The following is a 19,278-nucleotide window of genomic DNA, read 5'->3' as shown; positions in this document are numbered from 1 at the left end:
AGGCCCTACAGTGGATCGGGCGGACCGCGCGACGGTGACCATGACCGGACGGCGCGGAGCCGAACGGCCGGTCCGGTGGGCCGGCAGGAGATCCACCACGACCAGGGAGCGCATGACGTGCGGCCGGTAGGCAGCAAGTACCTGCTTGAGGAGCCGCTGGGACGCGGCGCCACGGGCACCGTCTGGCGTGCCCGCCAGCGGGAGACGGCGGGCGCCGAGGCCGCCGTGGCGGGAGAACCCGGTGAGACGGTCGCGATCAAGGTCCTCAAGGAGGAGCTGGCGCACGACGCGGACGTGGTGATGCGCTTCCTGCGCGAGCGTTCCGTCCTGCTGCGGCTGACCCACCCGAACATCGTCCGCACCCGCGACCTCGTCGTGGAGGGCGATCTGCTCGCGCTGGTCATGGACCTGGTCGACGGCCCGGACCTGCACCGCTACCTGCGCGACAACGGCCCCTTCAGCCCGGTGGCGGCCGCCCTGCTCACCGCCCAGATCGCCGACGCGCTGGCCGCCAGCCACGCGGACGGCGTGGTCCACCGCGACCTGAAGCCGGCGAACGTCCTGCTCGCCGGGGCCGACGGCGGCGGCGAGATGCACCCGATGCTGACCGACTTCGGCATCGCCCGGCTCGCCGACTCCCCGGGCCTGACCCGCACCCACGAATTCGTCGGCACCCCCGCCTATGTGGCGCCGGAGTCCGCCGAGGGCCGCCCGCAGACCTCCGCGGTGGACATCTACGGCGCCGGCATCCTCCTGTACGAGCTGGTGACCGGCCGTCCGCCGTTTGCCGGCTCGACGGCCCTGGAAGTGCTGCACCGGCACCTGAGCGAGGAGCCGCGCCGCCCCTCCACGCTCCCCGAGCCGCTGTGGACCGTCATAGAGCGCTGTCTGCGCAAGCGCCCCGAGGAGCGGCCCAGCGCCGAGAACCTCGCCCGTGCGCTGCGCACCGTCGCCTCCGGCATCGGCGTGCACGCCACCCCGGCGCAGGCCGAGTCCGCGCTGGGCGTCGCCGCGCTGCTCGCCCCGGACCCGGCGCCCGCCACGGTGCCCGGCACCGGCGCCGACGGCGGCCAGGGGAGCGGCGACGCCGACCCCACCCAGGTCCTCCCGTCCGGCGCGGGTTCCTACGATCCGGCCGCGGCGACCAGCGTGCTGCCCTCGACGGGCGCCCCAGGAGCACCGGGCGGCCAGGGCGCCGATCCGACCCGGGCGATGCCGCCGGTGCCGCCCATGCCGGCCGGCGCGCCGGCCGGGGGTGCCCAGCAGCCCGACGGCCCCCATCCGTGGGAGTCCCAGATGCGCGCCGCCCGGGACCGCAACGAGCAGACGCAGGTGCAGTACCTGGACCCGAGCCAGGACCCGCTGCGCCGCCGTCCGCAGCGTCGCCCGGCCGCGCCCCAGCAGCCGCCGCAGCAGCCCCCGTACCGCCAGCCGGCCCCCGCGCCGTACGCGCAGGCGCCGCAGGCCCCCCAGCGCCGCCAGGAGCCGCCGCCGCAGCGGTACGAGCCGCAGCGGCCGCCCGCCCCGGAGCCCCGGCCGCGGCGTGAGCCCCGTCCGCGCAGCGCCAACCCGATGCGGATCCCCGGGCTGGGCTGCCTCAAGGGCTGCCTGGTCACGCTGATACTGCTGTTCGTGGCCGCGTGGCTGATCTGGGAGCTCACCCCGCTCCAGGAGTGGATCGGCACGACCCGCGGCTTCTTCGCGCAGATCGGGCACGTGTACAACCAGGTCGAGCACTTCGTGAACAAGATCAACGGCTGACCCCGGCCGCACCGGCCGCCCCGGACCATCGGTCCTGGGGCGGCTTCGTGGATTTGTCGACTTCCAGCGGGCAATTTCGCTCTCAGAAGTGAAGGTTGCCGCTTTCCGGGGCACGGAACCCGGTGGCATCCGCGTAGCTTTGACGCCAACCTCAGCCCCCGCAGGACGCTCGGGGGCCCGACACGTCGGAGCAGTTTTGGCACGGAAGATCGGCAGCCGGTACACCGCCCACCAGATCCTGGGGCGCGGCAGTGCCGGCACGGTATGGCTGGGCGAGGGGCCCGAAGGGGCCGTGGCCATCAAGCTGTTGCGTGAGGACCTCGCTTCCGACCAGGAGCTCGTCGGCCGCTTCGTACAGGAGCGGGCGGCGCTGCTGGGCCTTGCGGACCCGCACGTCGTCGGCGTCCGCGACCTGGTCGTCGACGGCAACGACCTGGCCCTGGTGATGGACCTGGTGCGCGGCACGGACCTGCGCACCCGTCTGGAGCGCGAGCGCCGGCTCGCCCCGGAGGCCGCCGTCGCGATCGTCGCGGACGTCGCCGACGGGCTCGCCGCCGCGCACACCGCGCGGATCGTGCACCGCGACGTCAAGCCCGAGAACGTCCTGCTGGACATGCAGGGGCCGCTCGGCCCCGGTGGCGCGCATCCCGCGCTGCTCACCGACTTCGGCATCGCCCGGCTCGTCGACTCGCCCCGCCGGACCCTTTCCCAAGGGTCGTCGGCCCAGGGGAGGGCCCATGCCGCCAGGGTCATCGGCACCCCCGACTACCTCGCCCCGGAGATCATCGAGGGCCTGCCGCCGCGCGCCTCGGTGGACATCTACGCCCTGGCCACCGTCCTGTACGAGCTGCTCGCCGGGTTCACGCCCTTCGGGGGCGGCCACCCCGGGGCCGTCCTGCGCCGCCACGTGACCGAGAGCGTGGCCCCGCTGCCGGGCATCCCCGACGAGCTGTGGCAGCTGCTGCTGCAGTGCCTGGCCAAGGCCCCGGCGTCCCGGTTGCGCGCCGCGGAGCTGGCCGCCCGGCTGCGGGAGCTGCTGCCGGGGCTGGCCGGGATGCCGCCACTGGACATCGACGAGCCGGACGGCGACCGCCCGGACGACGAGCCGGAGGGCGCGGCCCCGAGCACGCGTGAGGAACCGTTCTACCCGTCGGCCGGCGAGACCGTCCCGCAGCGCGGCGCCGTCCCCCTGGTGCAGGGCTCGGCGCCGGACTCCAACCGGGAGACGCACACCAGCATGCGGGTGCCCGGCCCGGACGAGCTGGCCGGCGGCGCCCACGGCACCGCCCGGGCCCCGCGGGCCGCAGGGGAACGCCGGGCCGGCTCGGCGCGGCACCGGTCCTCCCCGGAGGCGGTGCGCCGCCGCCGGATCAAGCTGGGGGCGGCCGCCGCCGCGGTGGTCGTCGCGGCCGGCCTGGGCGGCTGGCTGGCCTCCGGGGACGACGACGGCGGCGAGGCCCCGCCGGGCGTCCACCAGTCGGAGCAGGAGACCCCCTGACGCCCCCTGGAGCACCCGCCGACGCACCCCCTGGGGCGGCTCACGGCCCGGCCCCGGCAGGCCCGTCCTGCCGGGGCCGGGTCAGGTTCGCCGTGGTAGCCGTTAGGCTGGGTGCGTGGCAGTCGTCGATGTATCCGAAGAGCTGAAGTCCCTCTCCTCGACCATGGGGTCGATCGAGGCCGTCCTGGACCTCGACAAGATGAGGGCCGACATCGCCGTGCTTGAGGAACAAGCGGCGGCGCCGTCCCTGTGGGACGACCCCGAGAGCGCCCAGAAGGTCACCAGCCAGCTGTCCTACCTCCAGGGCCAGCTGCGCCGGGCCGAGGAGCTGCGGGGCCGGGTCGACGACCTCGAAGTGCTCTTCGAGCTGGCCGACGCCGAGGACGACGAGGACGCCCGCGCCGAGGCCGAGGCCGAGCTGGCCGACGTCCGCAAGGCCGTCGAGGAGCTGGAGGTCCGCACCCTCCTCTCCGGCGAGTACGACGCCCGGGAGGCGGTCGTCAACATCCGCGCCGAGGCCGGTGGCGTGGACGCCGCCGACTTCGCCGAGAAGCTCCAGCGGATGTACCTGCGCTGGGCCGAGCGGCACGGCTACAAGACCGAGCTCTACGAGACCTCGTACGCCGAAGAGGCCGGCATCAAGTCGACCACCTTCGCCGTCAACGTCCCGTACGCCTACGGCACGCTCTCCGTCGAGCAGGGCACGCACCGCCTGGTGCGCATCTCGCCGTTCGACAACCAGGGCCGCCGCCAGACGTCGTTCGCCGGCGTCGAGGTGCTGCCCGTCGTCGAGCAGACCGACCACATCGAGATCGACGAGTCCGACCTGCGGGTGGACGTGTACCGCTCCTCCGGCCCCGGCGGCCAGGGCGTGAACACCACCGACTCCGCGGTCCGGCTGACGCACATCCCCACCGGCATCGTCGTCTCCTGCCAGAACGAGCGCTCGCAGATCCAGAACAAGGCGACCGCGATGAACGTCCTCCAGGCGAAGCTCCTTGAGCGCCGCCGCCAGGAGGAGCAGGCCAAGATGGACGCGCTCAAGGGCGACGGCGGCAACTCCTGGGGCAACCAGATGCGTTCGTACGTCCTGCACCCCTACCAGATGGTCAAGGACCTGCGGACGGAGTTCGAGGTCGGCAACCCGCAGGCCGTGCTGGACGGCGACATCGACGGCTTCCTGGAGGCCGGAATCCGCTGGCGCAAGCAGCAGGAGAAGTAGCCGACTGCCCCGCGCCACGGGCCTTCTGACACCGGAACAACTGCCTCCCTCGTGGAGGCAGTTGTTTTTGCTGTGGCGGTTTGGTCACAGTCGTATGTCCATGTACCGCCCAACTCTCAGCAATTCGGGCATCGAGACTTTATTCGGCCTTGACGATACCGTCCGTACTGGGAAGGCTGAGAGCGGCATGCGTATGTTCCGGGGCGCGTGCAGTAACGGGGAGATGAGTGGCCAGTCGGCATTCCGTGGCCGGAACTCGCCTACCCCCAGCGCTGGTCGCCCCGTGCAGCGGTGCACCCATGACGAGTTCAGCTACTGGGGGTAGCAGTACATGACGAAGAAGACGCGGCTGCGCGTGGCGCGCATTGCGGCTGGTGCGGTGATCGCGGCCGGTGCGTCGCTCACCGCCGCCGGTGCCGCTTCCGCGGCCAGCCCGGGTGACGCCGGCGGCTCCGACGGCGGGATCATCGGCGGCATCATCGGCGGGGTCATCGGCGGTGGCGACTCCGGCGGTTCGGACAACGGCGGTCAGACCGGCGGCGAGACCGGCGGCGAGACCGGCGGTTCGGACGACGGCGGCCAGATCGGCGGCGAGATCGGCGGCGACTCCGGCGGTCAGGCCGGCGGCGAGATCGGCGGCGACGACTCCGGCGGTCAGGTCGGCGGCACCGATGACGGCGGTCAGGTCGGCGGCACCGACGACGGCGGTCAGGTCGGCGGCACCGACGACGGCGGTCAGGTCGGCGGCACCGACGACGGTGGCCAGGTCGGCGGCACCGACGACGGTGGCACGGACAACGGCGGCACCGAGAACGGCGGTCAGTCCGGCGGCCACAGCGGCGGTCAGAACGGCGGCAACAACGGCGGCCAGGACGGCGGCAACAACGGCGGCGGTCACAGTGGCGGCCAGAGCGGCGGCCACAGCGGCGGCGGCAACACCGGCGGCGACTCCACCGGCACCGGCACCGACAACGAGGGCTCCAAGCCGATCGAGCAGCCCGGCCAGGGCAAGGAGCAGATCGCTGACACGCCCGGCCAGGCCAAGCAGCAGGCGAAGGGCGGGGAGCTGGCCGAGACCGGTTCCACCGGCACCACCTTCCTGCTGATCGGTGCGGCCACGATGATCGCGGGCGGTGTCGGCTTCCGCATGCTGCCCCGCCTGATCAACAAGAACGGCGGCGGCGCGGCAGCAGCCTGACGCTGACGCGGCACCACAAGGGCCCGGGACGCACACGCGCCCCGGGCCCTCGGCGTTCTCCCGCCCCTCTATTTCCCGATGCACCCGTCACCGGGCGAACATCCCCGTAAGCACCCCGTAACGGACGATGGGCCGCCGTCACGCACAACGGCCCGCTCAAAGCTCTCCACCCGGCCACCCGGCCGCTCGGCCAGTCGGACGGCCGTGCGTCGTCAGACGGTCTGATGCAGCAGCAGCCCCACCGCGAGCAGCAGGACTGTCAAAGCCACCAGCATCGCCGGGCTGACCTGGGCGAACACACCGCCTGCCTGCTGCTGGAGGCGTTCTCTGCTCGCCCGGCACACGGGGCAGCGGCCCTCACTCACAGGGGCCGCGCAGTTGGCGCACACCAGTCGGTCGTACGTCATGCGACCTCCTTCTCCACTGCACCAACGCCCCGGAGGGTGCATTGGTTCCCTCTTCCACTGTGCCAGCTCCCCGGCGGAACGGCGCGCGCCCCGGAATTGTGCGCCCTTTTGTCCCTGTAGGTGCCGTGAATAACCGCACCAACCCCTACGCCGACTGCACCGCCGCGCGAGGTTCGCGTATGGTCACGCACACCGACGGGAGCCGCAACTCGGCAGCCCGTGCCCCTATCCAGGTCGACCGTGGTGCATCAGTGATCCGATTCGACAACGTCTCCAAGACCTACCCGAAGCAGAACCGTCCTGCACTCAGGGACGTCTCGCTCGAAATCGAGCGCGGCGAGTTCGTCTTCCTGGTGGGCTCCTCGGGCTCCGGCAAGTCCACCTTCCTGCGGCTGCTGCTGCGCGAGGAGCGGGCCAGCCATGGCCATGTGCACGTACTCGGCAAGGACCTCGGCAAGCTCTCCAACTGGAAGGTCCCGCAGATGCGGCGCCAGGTGGGCACGGTCTTCCAGGACTTCCGGCTGCTCCCCAACAAGACCGTCGGGGAGAACGTCGCCTTCGCCCTGGAGGTCATCGGCAGGCCCCGCGGCCAGATCCGCAAGACGGTCCCCGAGGTCCTCGAACTCGTCGGCCTCGGCGGCAAGGAGGACCGCATGCCGGGCGAGCTCTCCGGTGGTGAGCAGCAGCGCGTCGCCATCGCGAGGGCCTTCGTCAACCGTCCGCTGCTGCTCATCGCGGACGAACCCACCGGCAACCTCGACCCGCAGACCTCCGTCGGCATCATGAAGCTGCTGGACCGGATCAACCGGACCGGTACGACGGTGGTCATGGCCACCCACGACCAGCAGATCGTCGACCAGATGCGCAAGCGGGTCATGGAACTCGAAAAGGGCCGGCTCGTCCGCGACCAGTCGCGCGGCGTGTACGGCTACCAGCACTAAGCGTGTACGGCCCCCAGTACTGAAAGGACGCCATGCGCGCCCAGTTCGTCCTGTCGGAGATCGGCGTCGGTCTCCGCCGAAACCTCACGATGACCTTCGCCGTCATCGTCTCCGTAGCCCTCTCGCTCGGCCTGTTCGGCGCCTCGCTGCTGATGCGCGACCAGGTCAGCACCATGAAGGGCTACTGGTACGACAAGGTCAACGTCTCCATCTTCTTCTGCAACAAGAACGACGCCGAGACCGGCGCCAACTGCGCCAAGGGCGCGGCCACCCAGCAGCAGAAGGACGACATCAAGGCCGAGCTGAACCGGCTGCCGATCGTGCAGAACGTGCAGTACGAGTCCAGCGACCAGGCCTACAAGCACTACAAGGAGCAGTTCGGCGACACCCCGGTCGCCGGCCTGGTGACGCCCGACCAGCTTCCCGAGTCGTTCCGGGTCAAGCTGAAGGACCCCACGAAGTTCAAGGTCATCAAGTCGGCGTTCTCCGAACGGCCCGGTGTCCAGGAGGTGCAGGACCAACGCGACACCGTCGAGCCGCTGTTCAACCTTCTCAACGGCATGAACTGGGCAGCGATCGGGATCATGGTGCTGATGCTGATCGTCGCGCTGCTGCTGATCGTCAACACCGTGCGGGTGTCGGCGTTCAGCCGCCGGCGGGAGACCGGCATCATGCGGCTCGTGGGAGCGTCCAGCTTCTACATCCAGATGCCGTTCATCCTGGAGGCCGCCATCGCGGGCCTGCTGGGCGCCGCGTTCGCCTGCGTGCTGATCGTCGGCGGCAAGTACCTCCTCGTCAACAACTGGCTGGCGAAGAAGATCCAGGTGATCAACTTCATCGGCTGGGACTCGGTGGCGGCGGTGCTCCCGCTGGTCCTCCTGATCGGGCTGCTGATGCCCGCGCTCGCCGCGTTCTTCGCACTGCGCAAGTACCTCAAGGTGTGAGCTTTGCCAAGGGGCGCCGTACGGTCAACTCGCCGTACGGCGCCCCTTTGTCGCCTAGACTCACCGGCATGTCGGGCCCGTGTGCGTACGGCCGGCCCCGCCGCTACCGCCGCGGGGCGGCCCTGACGTTGTTCCTCGCCGGGGTGCTCGCCACCGGCACGGTGACCGGTACCTGGAGCGATGAGGCCGAAGGCGCGGCAGGTCACGGCATTCCCCGGGGCTCGGCGGCCGGGGCGCGCCCCCCGGAGGCCGCCACCGCCGACCGCGCGGCCGTCGAGCGGGCCGCCGCCGACGCCATCGAGGACGGCAAGTCCGGCTCACAGGCCGCCGCCGAGGTCGTCAGCCGTAGTGGCGACCGCTGGTCGACGATCTACACCAAGGGCGAGTTCGAGGACTTCCAGCGGCAGTTGGACGGCGCCTACGTCGGCGTCGGCCTGTGGGTGCGGCAGCTCGCCGGCGGCCGCACCGAGGTCTCCCGCGTGCAGCCCGGCAGCCCCGCCGCCCGCGCCGGCATCGCCGTCCACGACCTGCTGCGCGCCATCGACGGCCGCACCACCCAGGGGCAGCCGGTCACCGAGACCGTCGCCCGGCTCCGCGGCGACGCCCCGCACGGCTCCCGTACGGCCGCCGCCCGCGCCGGCACCCCCGTACGGCTCGACCTCCAGCGCTCCACCCGGAGCTGGAGCCTCACCCTGCACCGCATTCGGCTGCGCACCCGGAACGTCACCGTCGACCGGCCGGCCGGCCCGCACGGCCCCACCCGCGTCAAGATCACCTCGTTCGCCAAGGGCACCGGCGCCGCGGTCCGCCGCGCGGTCCGCGGCGCCTCCCCGCACGGAGGCCTGCTGCTCGACCTGCGCGGCAATACGGGCGGTCTGGTCACCGAATCCGTCGCCACCGCCTCCGCCTTCCTCGACGGCGGCCTGGTCGCCACCTACGACGTACGGGGCAGCCAGCGCGCCCTGTACGCCCGACGCGGCGGGAACACCCGCCTCCCCCTGGTCGTTCTCGTGGACGGCGGCACGATGAGCGCCGCCGAACTGCTGGCCGGCGCCCTCCAGGACCGTGGCCGGGCCGTCGTCGTGGGCTCCCCGACCTTCGGCAAGGGCTCGGTGCAGATGCCCAGCCGGCTGCCCGACGGCTCGGTGGCCGAGCTCACCGTCGGCCACTACCACACCCCCTCCGGGCGGACCGTCGACGACACCGGCCTCACCCCCGACCTGGTCGTCGAGAACCATGCCGAGCGGCGGGCCCGCACGGTATTGAGTGGCCTCGGGGCCGGCGCATAGTGCGAAAATGGCCGCACTATGGCTAAGCAAAAAGGCAAGGACAAGGACCCCGGGCGCAAGCTCGTGGCGCAGCACAAGAAGGCGCGGCACGACTACCACATTCTGGACACCTACGAGTGCGGGCTGGTATTGACCGGCACCGAGGTGAAGTCGCTGCGTCAGGGCCGGGCGTCACTGGTCGACGGATTCGTCCAGATCGACGGCAACGAGGCCTGGCTGCACAACGTACACATCCCGGAATACGCCCAGGGAACCTGGACGAACCACGCCGCCCGGCGCAAGCGGAAGCTGCTGCTGCACCGCTTCGAGATCGACAAGCTGGAGTCCAAGAGCCAGGAGACCGGGCACACCATCGTGCCGCTCGCCCTGTATTTCAAGGACGGCCGGGCCAAGGTCGAGATCGCGCTGGCCAAGGGCAAGAAGGAGTACGACAAGCGGCAGACCCTCCGCGAGCAGCAGGACCGCCGCGAGGCGGAGCGCGCGATCTCGGCGGCCCGCCGCCGTCAGCGCGCCTGACCACGGCCGGCCCACGGGCGGGCGCACCGCGAGCCGACCTGGGCCGGCGGTGCGGGAGCGGGCCCGGCTTCCGGCCGACGGGCCGGTACGGGGCGGTAGTGGGGCCGGTAGCGGGGCAGTAGCGACGCTGCGCGGGGCTGCGTGGGGCTGCGCGGTGCGGGGCGGGGCGGGGGCGATCTCCGGCCGGTTGGCCGCCCGCGGAATACGCTGGCAACGTCAGGCGTTGTTCACGTACGATGGCTCCGCATCCCACAGAGGGTGCGGGAACCACGGGTGGCCCTGGTGTAGGCGCCCGAGGATCCATCTTGATAAATCAACATGGGGATGATCGGTTTCGACAGCGGATGTCGAAGCAGGGGAAGCGAGTCGAGGAAGCGGCCATGATCTCGTAAACCACAGGCCGAAACCAATAATCGCCAACACCAAGCGCGATTCCTTCGCCCTCGCTGCCTAAGTAGCGACTTGCGAAGTGTCAGCCCGGGGCTGTTCCCGACCCGGATCCTGGCATCAGCTAGGGGACTAAACTCCTGAACCCGGTCACGGGGTGCAGGAGGAAATCAAACAGTGACTGAGCCCGTCGGAGACTTGTTCGCGTGATCTCCGGGGCCGAGAAAAGCGCAGCGAACTGCACTCGGAGAAGCCCTGTTTCCGCACCGTTGGACGCGGGTTCGATTCCCGCCATCTCCACTCATCCCATGTAAAGCAGCTGCCCCGGCGAGTTTCCCGCCGGGGCAGCTGCTTTTTGTCTGCCGCGCTCACTGCTCTCGCTCACTTCTCTGGCTCATCTCTCTCGCCCACCTCTCTCCGAACTCCTCTCTCGGCACTCCTCTCTCCGAACTTCTCTCCCCACGTCTTTCTCGCGCTTCCGTCCCGCGCTCGCCTCCCGCGCTTCGGCTTCTCTTTCACCCCTCAACCCTCGGTATGACAACCCCTGGGTTGATGTGCCTCGATCCCGACCCCGTCACGCTGAGTGCATGAACACAGCACAGCATGCAACCTCATCCCCGTCCCTGGTCGCCGGCCGCGGAAGAAGCGACGGACGGAGTGGCGGACGGGGTGGCGGATCGAGTGACGGACGGGGTGACGGGCAGGGTGCGCGTGGCGGCGGTCAGCAGCGCAAGAAGGACGGCCAGCCCGGCCGCCGCGGCCGGAACTCCGTACGCAACCCCGGCGCCCGCCACATGGTCCACGACCCAGCCCCCCGCCGCCGAGCCGGCGGCGATACCACCCAGCAGCGCCGTCACGGCGAGCGTCATCCCCTCATTCAACTGACCCTCCGGAGTGCGGGATTGGACCAGTCCCATCCCGGTGACCATGGTCGGCGCGGTGGCCATCCCGGCGGCCAGCAGGGCGGCGGCCAGTGCCCCCGGGCGTCCGGTCGACGCCGCGAGGAGGGGCAGCAGCATCAGCACGGCCATCGCGCCCACACACACCAGGAAGCGTCGCCCGCTCCGGCCCGCCGGACGCAGCAGACCGTAGAGCAGCCCCGCCCCGCACGACCCGGCCGCCTGGAGGGCCAGCAGCCCGCCCGCTGCGGACCGCATCCCGAGACCGTCGGCGAAGGCCAAGGTCACGACCTCCATCGACCCGAAGATCGCGCCGGTGCACAGGAACGTGCCGAGCAGAGGGGGAATGCCCCGCCGCCGCAGCGGAGAGCGGACCACTCCGGCACCGCCGGCCGCCCGCCCGGCCACCGGCGGCTCCGTGCGGCGCTGGGCCGCGAAGAGCAGCACCCCGGTCAGCAGCAGGCCCGCACCCACCGCCGTACCTGCCTCGGGCGCGACTGCGGTACAGAGCAGCGTCGCGAGCACCGGACCGAGCATGAAGCACAGTTCGTCCGCGGCCTGTTCGAAGGAGTTGGCGGTGTGCCGGGCAGCCGGGTCGTCGCGGAAGAGGTGCGCCCAGCGGGCGCGGGACATTCCTCCGGTGTTGGGGGTGGTGGCGGTCGCCGCGTAGGAGACGAACAGAGCCCAGTCGGGCGCGCCGAAGCGGACGCACAGCAGCAGCGACAGCGACCCGAGCACCGCGAGCGCGGTGGCCGGTACGGCGATCCGGGCCTGGCCGTGGCGGTCGACCATCCGGGCGGTCCACGGCCCGACCAGCGCGGTCGCCGCCAGCCCGGTCGCGGTGACGGCCCCGGCCAGCGCATAGGAGCCACGCGAGCCGCTGATCATCAGGACCGCGCTGACGCTGAGCATCCCCATGGGCAGGCGAGCCAGCAAATTGGCGGCGGTGAACGCCCGCGCGCCAGGGACGGCGAAGATCTGCCGGTAGGGGGCGAAGAGTCGAAAACGGCGGGGCCGACGGGGGCGGCGGCGCGCAACCGGCCGTACGGGCGGAGCGGTCACCGGCCGGGCAGCAAGGAAAAGGATCATGCCTTTACGATCCCGGGCAGGCCCGCCACCCGTCCAACACCTGATCAGAGCCCATTCACGCACTCGCGATGTAGATCGCTGGATCACTCACCCTGCAGAGATGCAGCTCTGGGGAAGAGGCGTACCCCTGGGCAGGCGAAACGGCAAGGCGACACCGGCCCACAAGCCGACGTGACTCCGGGAGTACGGGAGTGCGGCACCACGGGGCTGGCTACGGGAGTGCGGTACTCCGGCACTGTGGGGGTGCGGTACTCCGGGGCCGGGGGGGCGGCACTCCGAGACCGCGGAACGGGCGGAATGGCGGAACTGCGGAGCCGGAGGACTCCGCGAGACTCCGAGGTTACCGGGCCGGGGCGCTGCAAGGATGGCCCGATGTCGTTCGATATCGATCCGCGATTGCTCCGGGCATTCATCGCCGTGGCCGAGGAACTGCACTTCACCCGCGCCGCGGCCCGCCTCTACGTGGCCCAGCAGGCCCTGAGCCGCGACATCCGGCGACTGGAGCGGGAGTTGGGCACGGCCCTCTTCGTGCGGACGACCCGCCAGGTCGCCCTCACGGCCGACGGTGAGCGGCTACTGCCGTACGCCCGGCGGGTGTTGAGCGCCCACGAGGAACTGGCGGCGGCCTTCCGGCCGGTGCCCGAGCGGCCGCTGCTGGTCGATGTCGGGGTGCCGATCGGTACCGCGCACCGGGTGCTGGAGGACGCCAGGGAACGGGTGCCGGACAGCTGCGAGCTGGTGGCCCGCTTCCACAGCGGGCTGACGGGAGCGGCGGCCGAGCTGGCGGCTGGGCGGCTCGATGTCTCCTTTGGGCGTTACGCGGGCCTGCCACCCGCCGTTCGGGCCGGCCTGGCGCACCAGCCGGTCCGTCTGGAGCCGATGGCGGTGCTGCTGCGGGAGGACCATCCCCTGGCCTCACGGTCCGAGGTGCCGCTCGCGGAGCTGGCCGGCGAGACGCTCTACGCGGCCGCGGGGAATCCGCAGACCGCTGAGTGGACGGAACTGGCGGCCCAGCTGTTCGCGGGGCGGGGCATCGCGATGGCCGAGCCGTTCCCGGAGATCGAGGGCTCGCGGGAGTTCGTACGAGTGGTGCGGAAACGGGGGTGGTCGGTGCTGGCGAGCGTGGAGTTCATCGACGTACCGGGGATGGTGCTGCGCCCGGTCGTGGACCCCGTACCCCTGTCACCCATCTCGATGGTGTGGCGCCGCGACCTGCGCCACCCCGGCCTGACCGCCCTGCACACGGCAGCACGCGAACTCACGAGGGAGAACGGCTGGTTGACCGCACCGAAGGGCGCCTGGCTCCCTCGCGAGGATGCCGATGCGATGGGTGTGGGTGTGGGTGTGGGTGTGGGTGTGGGTGTGGAGTGTGGGTGAGGGCGTGCAGAGGGGACGTCGCGTGGCCGAGTGCGGGTGCGGTGTGCGCTGAGGTAGGCCGCGCTGCGGGCGCTGCACATGGTGTCGTCGTTGCCGGGGTCGCGGCCCACCCAGGACGTGGTGATCAGCCGGACGTCCTGCTGGGCGGCGAGGAAGCACAGGCCGGGGGAGTCGGTGCCGCCGGAGAGGCCGTGAGCGTGTTCGAGTGATTGCTCAGCGCGTTCGATGACACTGCTGACAGTGTCCAGGTCGCCAGCGTCCAGGTCGCCTGCCCTTACCTGTCGAACGAGTGAGGTCAGGGGGCGTGCGAGGCACTTCGGTGTGGCTCTGTCCGGCGCGCGCTCCCCGGCGTCCGCGGTCGCTCACGCACGGGCCCGGTGGTGCGTGAGCGCAAGGTTTCGCCGCGGTCACCTGCTGCCACGGTCCGGAAACCCGCCGTCCCTAGCTTCGTGGGGAGGACCCGACCCCCTGGGAGGCGCGATGACGGCCGAGGCCGCGGCAGGCACCCGTAGCGACAGTAGTAGCGGCAGCAGGAGCGACAGCCCCGACGAAAGCCGTACGGGCGGGCCGACATCCGGCTCGGTATCCAGCTCGACGTCCGGTGGCCGCACGCGCGGCGGCCCCACCCCCGCCGGCCCGACCCCCGTCGGCCGGGCGCGCCGGGGTGGACGGTGGATCGAGCGGTGGGAGCCCGAGGACGAGACGTTCTGGGCGGAGACCGGGGCGCGGGTGGCCCGGCGGAACCTCGCCTTCTCCGTACTGTCCGAGCACATCGGCTTCTCCATCTGGAGCCTGTGGTCGGTGATGGTGCTGTTCATGGGGCCGGAGTACGGGGTCGATCCGGCCGGGAAGTTCTTCCTGGTGGCGGTGCCGACGCTGGTGGGCGGGGTGCTGCGGGTGCCGTACACCTTCGCGGTGGCACGGTTCGGCGGGCGCAACTGGACGGTGATCAGCGCGACGATGCTGCTGGTGCCGGCGACGGCGGCCGCGGTGGTGATGGAGCCGGGCACCTCTTACGCCACGTTCATGCTGGTCGCGGCGCTAGCGGGGGTCGGCGGCGGCAACTTCGCCTCCTCGATGACGAACATCAACTCCTTCTATCCCCTCCGGAAGAAGGGCTGGGCGCTGGGGCTGAACGCCGGCGGCGGCAACATCGGCGTACCGGTGGTCCAGTTGCTGGGGCTGCTGGTGATCGGTACGGCCGGGGCCGCGCAGCCGCGGCTGGTGCTCGCCGTCTACCTGCCGCTGATCGTGGTCGCGGCGGTGCTCGCGGCGCTGTTCATGGACAACCTGGCGCCGGTGCGGAACGACACCGGAGCGGCCCTGGACGCCGCCCGGGAGCCGCACACCTGGGTGATGTCGTTGCTGTACATCGGCACGTTCGGGTCGTTCATCGGCTACAGCTTCGCGTTCGGGCTGGTGCTGCAGATCCAGTTCGCGCGCACGCCCCTCCAGGCGGCGTCGCTGACGTTCATCGGGCCGCTGCTGGGGTCGCTGGTGCGGCCGGTCGGCGGCCGGCTGGCGGACCGGTTCGGCGGCGCCCGGATCACCCTGGGGAACTTCCTGGCGATGTCCCTGGCCACCGGGGTGGTCATCTACGCGTCGGCGGTGCGGTCGCTGTCGGTGTTCCTGGTCGGTTTCATCGCGCTGTTCGTGCTGTCCGGGCTCGGCAACGGCTCCACGTACAAGATGATCCCGGGGATCTTCCAGGCGCAGGCGGTCCGGCGCGGGTTGACCGGTGAGGCGGCCGAGGCCAGCGGGCGGCGGCTGTCGGGGGCGGCGATGGGGCTGATCGGCGCGGTCGGCGCGCTCGGCGGGCTGGTCATCAACCTCGCCTTCCGGCAGTCATTCCTGGCCACCGGGTCGGGTACGCCGGCGTTCGTGTCGTTCCTGGCCTGCTACGCGGTGTGCACGGTGGTGACCTGGGCCGTATACCTGCGGCCGGCGGCGCGGGCACGGCGTACGGCGCGGGCGGGCGCGGAGGCGGCGGCCGGGGAAGCGGAGCGGCAGCCGGTCCACGCCGAGGTGTGAGAACTGGCTTCAGGGCCGGCGTCAGGTCGGCGTGGGGCAGCTGTGGGGCCGCTGGGGGGCCGGTGGCCCGTGGTGGCCGCGCAGCGGCGTAACCCGGGGGAAATACTGGAGGACCGGGCCTGTCATGTGCTGTCGGCAGGCTGGACACCGTGGACTTCTGGACCTCGGCACCCGGGACCATGGCTCCTTCGGGCCCGGGGGCATGAGGTCCGGGGAAGCCGGGATCCCGGGATCCCGGAGCTCCCCGCCGCCCGGGCCGCGGCGGCGGGGAAGCGCGAGGCAGCACAACCACTCTGGGCGGAGCGGGACGACCATGCACGATCAGCAGCAACAGGAGCACGGCGCGCAGGAGCACGGCGAGCAGGAGCCGCGGACGGCGCCCGGCCCCGGGCCGGAAACGGAAACCCGGGGGGCCTCGACGTCCGCGGGAGCCCCGGCGTCCGCGGGAGTCCCGGTGCCTTCCGGAGCCTCGACGTCTGCGAAAGCCTCGACGTCCGCGGAAGCCTCGGCGTCCGCGGGGGTCCCGGTGCCTTCCGAAGCCTCGACGTCCGCGGAAGCTCCGGCGTCCGCCAGAGCCTCGACGCCCCCGGCAGCCCCTGATTCCCCGGACGACGGGCCCTCCGTGCGCCCGCTGGACGGTTTCACCGTCGGTGTGACCGCGGCCCGGCGGGCCGAGGAGCTCGGTGCCCTCCTGGAACGGCGCGGCGCCCAGGTGTTGCACGCCCCCGCGCTGCGCATCGTGCCGCTGCCGGACGACACCGAACTGCTCGCCGTGACCCGCGCGTTGATCGATCGTGTGCCGGACGTCGTCGTGGCCACTACGGCCATCGGGTTCCGCGGCTGGATCGAGGCCGCGGAGGGCTGGGGGCTGGGTGAGGCGCTGCTGGACCGGCTGGCCGGCGTCGAACTGCTGGCGCGCGGCCCGAAGGTGCGTGGCGCGATCCGGGCCGCCGGGCTCACCGAGAAGTGGTCACCGGCCTCGGAGTCGATGGCCGAGGTGCTGGACCGGCTGCTGGCGGAGGGGGTGTCCGGACGGCGGGTGGCCGTACAGCTGCACGGCGAGCCGCTGCCCGGGTTCGTGGAGGCGCTGCGGGCCGGCGGTGCGGAGGTGATCGGCGTCCCGGTGTACCGCTGGATGCCGCCGGAGGACCTCGGTCCGGTCGACCGGCTGCTGGACGCGCTGACCGGAGGCGGCCTGGACGCGGTGACGTTCACCAGCGCACCCGCCGCCGCGTCACTGCTGCGCCGGGCCGATGAGCGCGGCATCCGGGAGGAGGTGCTGGCGGCGCTGCGGCAGGGGGTGCTGCCCGTGTGTGTGGGGCCGGTGACCGCGCTGCCCCTGGAGGCCGAGGGCGTGCCCACACTCCAGCCGGAGCGTTTCCGGCTGGGACCGCTGGTGCAGCTGCTCTGCCGCGAACTGCCGGGCCGGGCGCGCCCGTTGCCGGTGGCCGGGCGACGGCTGGAGATCCGCGGGCACGCGGTCGTGGTGGACGGTGTGCTGCGGCCGGTGCCGCCGGCCGGGATGGCGTTGCTGCGGGCGCTGGCCCGCCGCCCCGGGTGGGTCGTCTCCCGTGCCGAACTGCTGCGGGTGCTGCCGGGGGCGGGGCGGGACGAGCACGCCGTGGAGACCGCGATGGCCCGGCTGCGGGTGGCGCTGGGTGCGCCGAAGCTGATCCAGACGGTCGTCAAGCGCGGCTACCGGCTGTCCTTGGACCCGCATGCGGACACGGACAAGTACGGCGCGGCGTAACCGGGTTCACGGCGGGAGGCAGCCGTTACGGCGGCGTAACCGGGTCCACGGCGGGAGGCAGCCGTTACGGCGGCGGAGGCCGTCCAGGGGCGCCCGGGCAACGGGACAACGGGACAGCGGGACAACAGCAACGGGGCCACAGGGCAACAGAGCAACACGGCAAGAGGGCAACGGGACAACAGGGCAACGCGGCAAAAGGGCCACGTGGCAAAAGGGCCACGTGGCAAAAGGCGGGTCCGGCGGGCCGGCCGCCCCCCCGGACCCGCCCCGGAAAAAATTTCCGCCGCCCGCTGAACACCCCGCCCGTCCCGTCCGTACTCCTCACCGCAAGTCCGATTCATGGCCAGGTCCCCGGCGATCTTGGGTGATCCGGGCTCTCGACCCGGGAGTTGGAGTGCGTAAGGATGCCGTCGTGGCAGACAGGACGACACCTGACGAGGAGCTCATGCGAGCCCTCTATGACGAGCACGCGGGCCCGCTCCTCGCCTTCGTCCTGCGGCTGGTGGCGGGCGACCGGCACCGCGCGGAGGACGTGGTCCAGGAGACGCTGGTGCGGGCCTGGCGCAACGCCGAGCAACTACAGCGCGCCACCGGCTCGATCCGCCCCTGGCTGGTGACCGTCGCCCGGCGGATAGTGATCGACGGGTACCGGAGCCGGAAGGCCAGACCCCAAGAGGTCGATGCAACACCCCTGGAGACGATGCCGGCCGCCGACGTGATCGACCGGGCGCTGCGCACGATGACGATCTCCGAGGCGCTGAGCGATCTGAGCCAGGCCCACCGAGAGGCCCTCGTGGAGACGTACTTCAAGGAGCGTACGGTCAACGAGGCAGCGGAGGTGCTTCGCGTACCCGCAGGGACCGTGCGGTCCCGGGTCTTCTACGCGCTGCGCTCCCTGAAGCTCTCGCTTGAGGAACGAGGAGTGACGGAGTGATCCCGCCCACGCAGCCGGACCGACACAGCGACGTCGGCGCCTATGCGCTGGGCGTCCTGGACGCTGCCGATGCCGAACGGTTCGAGATGCATCTCGTCGGCTGTGACCGGTGCGCGGCCGAGCTTGAGGAACTGATGGGCCTGACTCCGGTGCTGGCCGAGTTCAAGGGGTCCGCCCCCACCCCGGACACGCTCACCGCCGTCCCCGGCCCCCGCCTCCTCGGCGGACTGCTCGACGAGGTCGCCGCCACCCGCCGCGGCCGGGCCCGCCGCCGGCTGTTCCTGGTTGCCGCGGCCGTCGTGCTGATCGTCGGCGGGCCGCTGGCCGCCGTCTCCGTCGTCAAGGGCGGTACGGAGCAGACGCCGGCGCCGGCGGCGCCCCCGCTGGCGAACGCGGTCCGCGCCCAGTACGCCGAGGGCGAGCAGGTCCACTCCATCGACCCGGACACCAAGGTCTCCGCGGGCGTCTCCATGTCGGCCCGCCCGTGGGGCACCCAGGTCGTCCTGCAGCTCGCCCACGTGAAGGGCCCGCTCAGCTGCTCGCTGGTCGCGGTCGGCAAGGACGGTCGCCGGCAGACCGTCACCACCTGGGCGGTCCCCGAGGGCGGCTACGGCATCCCCGGGAGCACGGCCAAGTGGAACCGCGAGCCCCTGTACGCGGCGGGCGGCGCCGCACTCGACCGGAACGAGATCGACCACTTCGAGATCAGCACCCTGGAGGGCAGAAGACTGGCCACGGTGAAGGCGTGAGCCGCAGGAAGTGAGCCGCAGGAAGTGAGCCGGGAGGAGCCGGCGGACATGAGCCGCGCGGAGTGAGCCGACAGGACCCCGGACGGGCGTCCGGGAGAACCCGGGGCGAGCGTCCGGGAGGGCCCGGCGGGAAGGTCGGCGCCCCTCCGCGAGCGGGCCACCCAAGCCACCCCCCGGGAACCCCCAAGCTGCCTCCGTCAACCACCCAAGCCACCTCCCAACCGCCCCAGCCACCCCCCTGGCACCCCCCGGCACCCCCCAAAGCCACCCCCTGGCACCCCCCGGC

15 protein-coding genes and 1 other RNA gene are annotated in these 19,278 nt (G+C 72.0%); 14 read left to right on the top strand and 2 right to left on the bottom strand.

Going from position 1 to position 19,278, the window contains the following annotated elements; genetic code table 11:
- Positions 1-117: 117 nt before the first annotated feature.
- The 4 genes from AB0G35_RS30430 to AB0G35_RS30415 all read left to right on the top strand — a co-directional run bounded on the left by AB0G35_RS30430 (position 118) and on the right by AB0G35_RS30415 (position 5,679).
- Positions 118-1,761: a serine/threonine-protein kinase gene (locus tag AB0G35_RS30430; protein WP_360956149.1), complete on the top strand. Its 1,644-nt coding sequence runs from the start codon at positions 118-120 to the stop codon at positions 1,759-1,761.
- Between the two features lie 196 nt (positions 1,762-1,957).
- On the top strand, positions 1,958-3,259 hold the full coding sequence (locus AB0G35_RS30425) for a serine/threonine-protein kinase (protein WP_360956147.1): 1,302 nt from the start codon (positions 1,958-1,960) through the stop codon (positions 3,257-3,259).
- Between the two features lie 115 nt (positions 3,260-3,374).
- Complete coding sequence (prfB, locus tag AB0G35_RS30420) at positions 3,375-4,481, top strand: peptide chain release factor 2 (RefSeq protein ID WP_360956145.1); 1,107 nt, start codon at positions 3,375-3,377, stop codon at positions 4,479-4,481.
- 331 nt (positions 4,482-4,812) lie between these two features.
- Positions 4,813-5,679: an LPXTG cell wall anchor domain-containing protein gene (locus AB0G35_RS30415; RefSeq protein ID WP_360956143.1), complete on the top strand. Its 867-nt coding sequence runs from the start codon at positions 4,813-4,815 to the stop codon at positions 5,677-5,679.
- Between the two features lie 212 nt (positions 5,680-5,891).
- Here AB0G35_RS30415 and AB0G35_RS30410 read toward each other — a convergent pair whose 3' ends face one another.
- Positions 5,892-6,086, bottom strand: coding sequence for a hypothetical protein (locus tag AB0G35_RS30410; RefSeq protein ID WP_360956141.1), 195 nt, complete (start codon positions 6,084-6,086; stop codon positions 5,892-5,894).
- A 251-nt stretch (positions 6,087-6,337) separates the two neighbouring features.
- On the opposite strand from AB0G35_RS30410, the gene ftsE reads away from it, so the two are divergent.
- The 5 genes from ftsE to ssrA all read left to right on the top strand — a co-directional run bounded on the left by ftsE (position 6,338) and on the right by ssrA (position 10,466).
- Positions 6,338-7,027 (top strand): cell division ATP-binding protein FtsE, encoded by a 690-nt coding sequence (ftsE, locus tag AB0G35_RS30405; protein ID WP_360956139.1) that lies wholly within the window; start codon positions 6,338-6,340, stop codon positions 7,025-7,027.
- Between the two features lie 32 nt (positions 7,028-7,059).
- Positions 7,060-7,971 carry a permease-like cell division protein FtsX gene (gene ftsX / locus AB0G35_RS30400; RefSeq protein ID WP_360956137.1) on the top strand — a complete coding sequence of 304 codons (912 nt, stop codon included), beginning with the start codon at positions 7,060-7,062 and terminating at the stop codon, positions 7,969-7,971.
- A 68-nt stretch (positions 7,972-8,039) separates the two neighbouring features.
- Positions 8,040-9,260 carry a S41 family peptidase gene (locus tag AB0G35_RS30395; protein ID WP_360956135.1) on the top strand — a complete coding sequence of 407 codons (1,221 nt, stop codon included), beginning with the start codon at positions 8,040-8,042 and terminating at the stop codon, positions 9,258-9,260.
- Positions 9,261-9,278: 18 nt separating this feature from the next.
- A complete protein-coding gene (gene smpB, locus AB0G35_RS30390; protein WP_360956133.1) occupies positions 9,279-9,776 on the top strand; it encodes an SsrA-binding protein SmpB in 498 nt (165 codons plus the stop codon).
- 320 nt (positions 9,777-10,096) lie between these two features.
- Positions 10,097-10,466, top strand: a transfer-messenger RNA (tmRNA) gene (ssrA, locus tag AB0G35_RS30385).
- 308 nt (positions 10,467-10,774) lie between these two features.
- Here the strand turns inward: ssrA and AB0G35_RS30380 are convergent.
- Positions 10,775-12,151 carry an MFS transporter gene (locus tag AB0G35_RS30380; RefSeq protein WP_360956131.1) on the bottom strand — a complete coding sequence of 459 codons (1,377 nt, stop codon included), beginning with the start codon at positions 12,149-12,151 and terminating at the stop codon, positions 10,775-10,777.
- A gap of 372 nt (positions 12,152-12,523) precedes the next feature.
- On the opposite strand from AB0G35_RS30380, the gene AB0G35_RS30375 reads away from it, so the two are divergent.
- The 5 genes from AB0G35_RS30375 (at position 12,524) to AB0G35_RS30355 (ending at position 18,992) form a co-directional block, all read left to right on the top strand.
- Entirely contained in the window at positions 12,524-13,528 is a 1,005-nt protein-coding gene (locus AB0G35_RS30375) for a LysR family transcriptional regulator (RefSeq protein WP_360956129.1), read from the top strand.
- A 480-nt stretch (positions 13,529-14,008) separates the two neighbouring features.
- Positions 14,009-15,559: a nitrate/nitrite transporter gene (locus AB0G35_RS30370; RefSeq protein WP_360956127.1), complete on the top strand. Its 1,551-nt coding sequence runs from the start codon at positions 14,009-14,011 to the stop codon at positions 15,557-15,559.
- 622 nt (positions 15,560-16,181) lie between these two features.
- Positions 16,182-17,309 (top strand): uroporphyrinogen-III synthase, encoded by a 1,128-nt coding sequence (locus AB0G35_RS30365; protein ID WP_360956125.1) that lies wholly within the window; start codon positions 16,182-16,184, stop codon positions 17,307-17,309.
- A 412-nt stretch (positions 17,310-17,721) separates the two neighbouring features.
- Complete coding sequence (locus AB0G35_RS30360; protein WP_360956123.1) at positions 17,722-18,243, top strand: sigma-70 family RNA polymerase sigma factor; 522 nt, start codon at positions 17,722-17,724, stop codon at positions 18,241-18,243.
- Positions 18,240-18,992, top strand: a complete 753-nt coding sequence (locus AB0G35_RS30355) for a zf-HC2 domain-containing protein (protein WP_360956121.1) — start codon at positions 18,240-18,242, stop codon at positions 18,990-18,992. The genes AB0G35_RS30360 and AB0G35_RS30355 overlap by 4 nt, the downstream gene beginning before the upstream one ends.
- Positions 18,993-19,278 lie beyond the last annotated feature (286 nt).

It is taken from the genome of Streptomyces sp. NPDC021749 (assembly GCF_040640655.1).
Lineage (GTDB): Bacteria > Actinomycetota > Actinomycetes > Streptomycetales > Streptomycetaceae > Streptomyces.
Note: the sequence above shows the minus strand (reverse complement) of the source record. Positions and strands in the feature narration are given on the sequence as shown.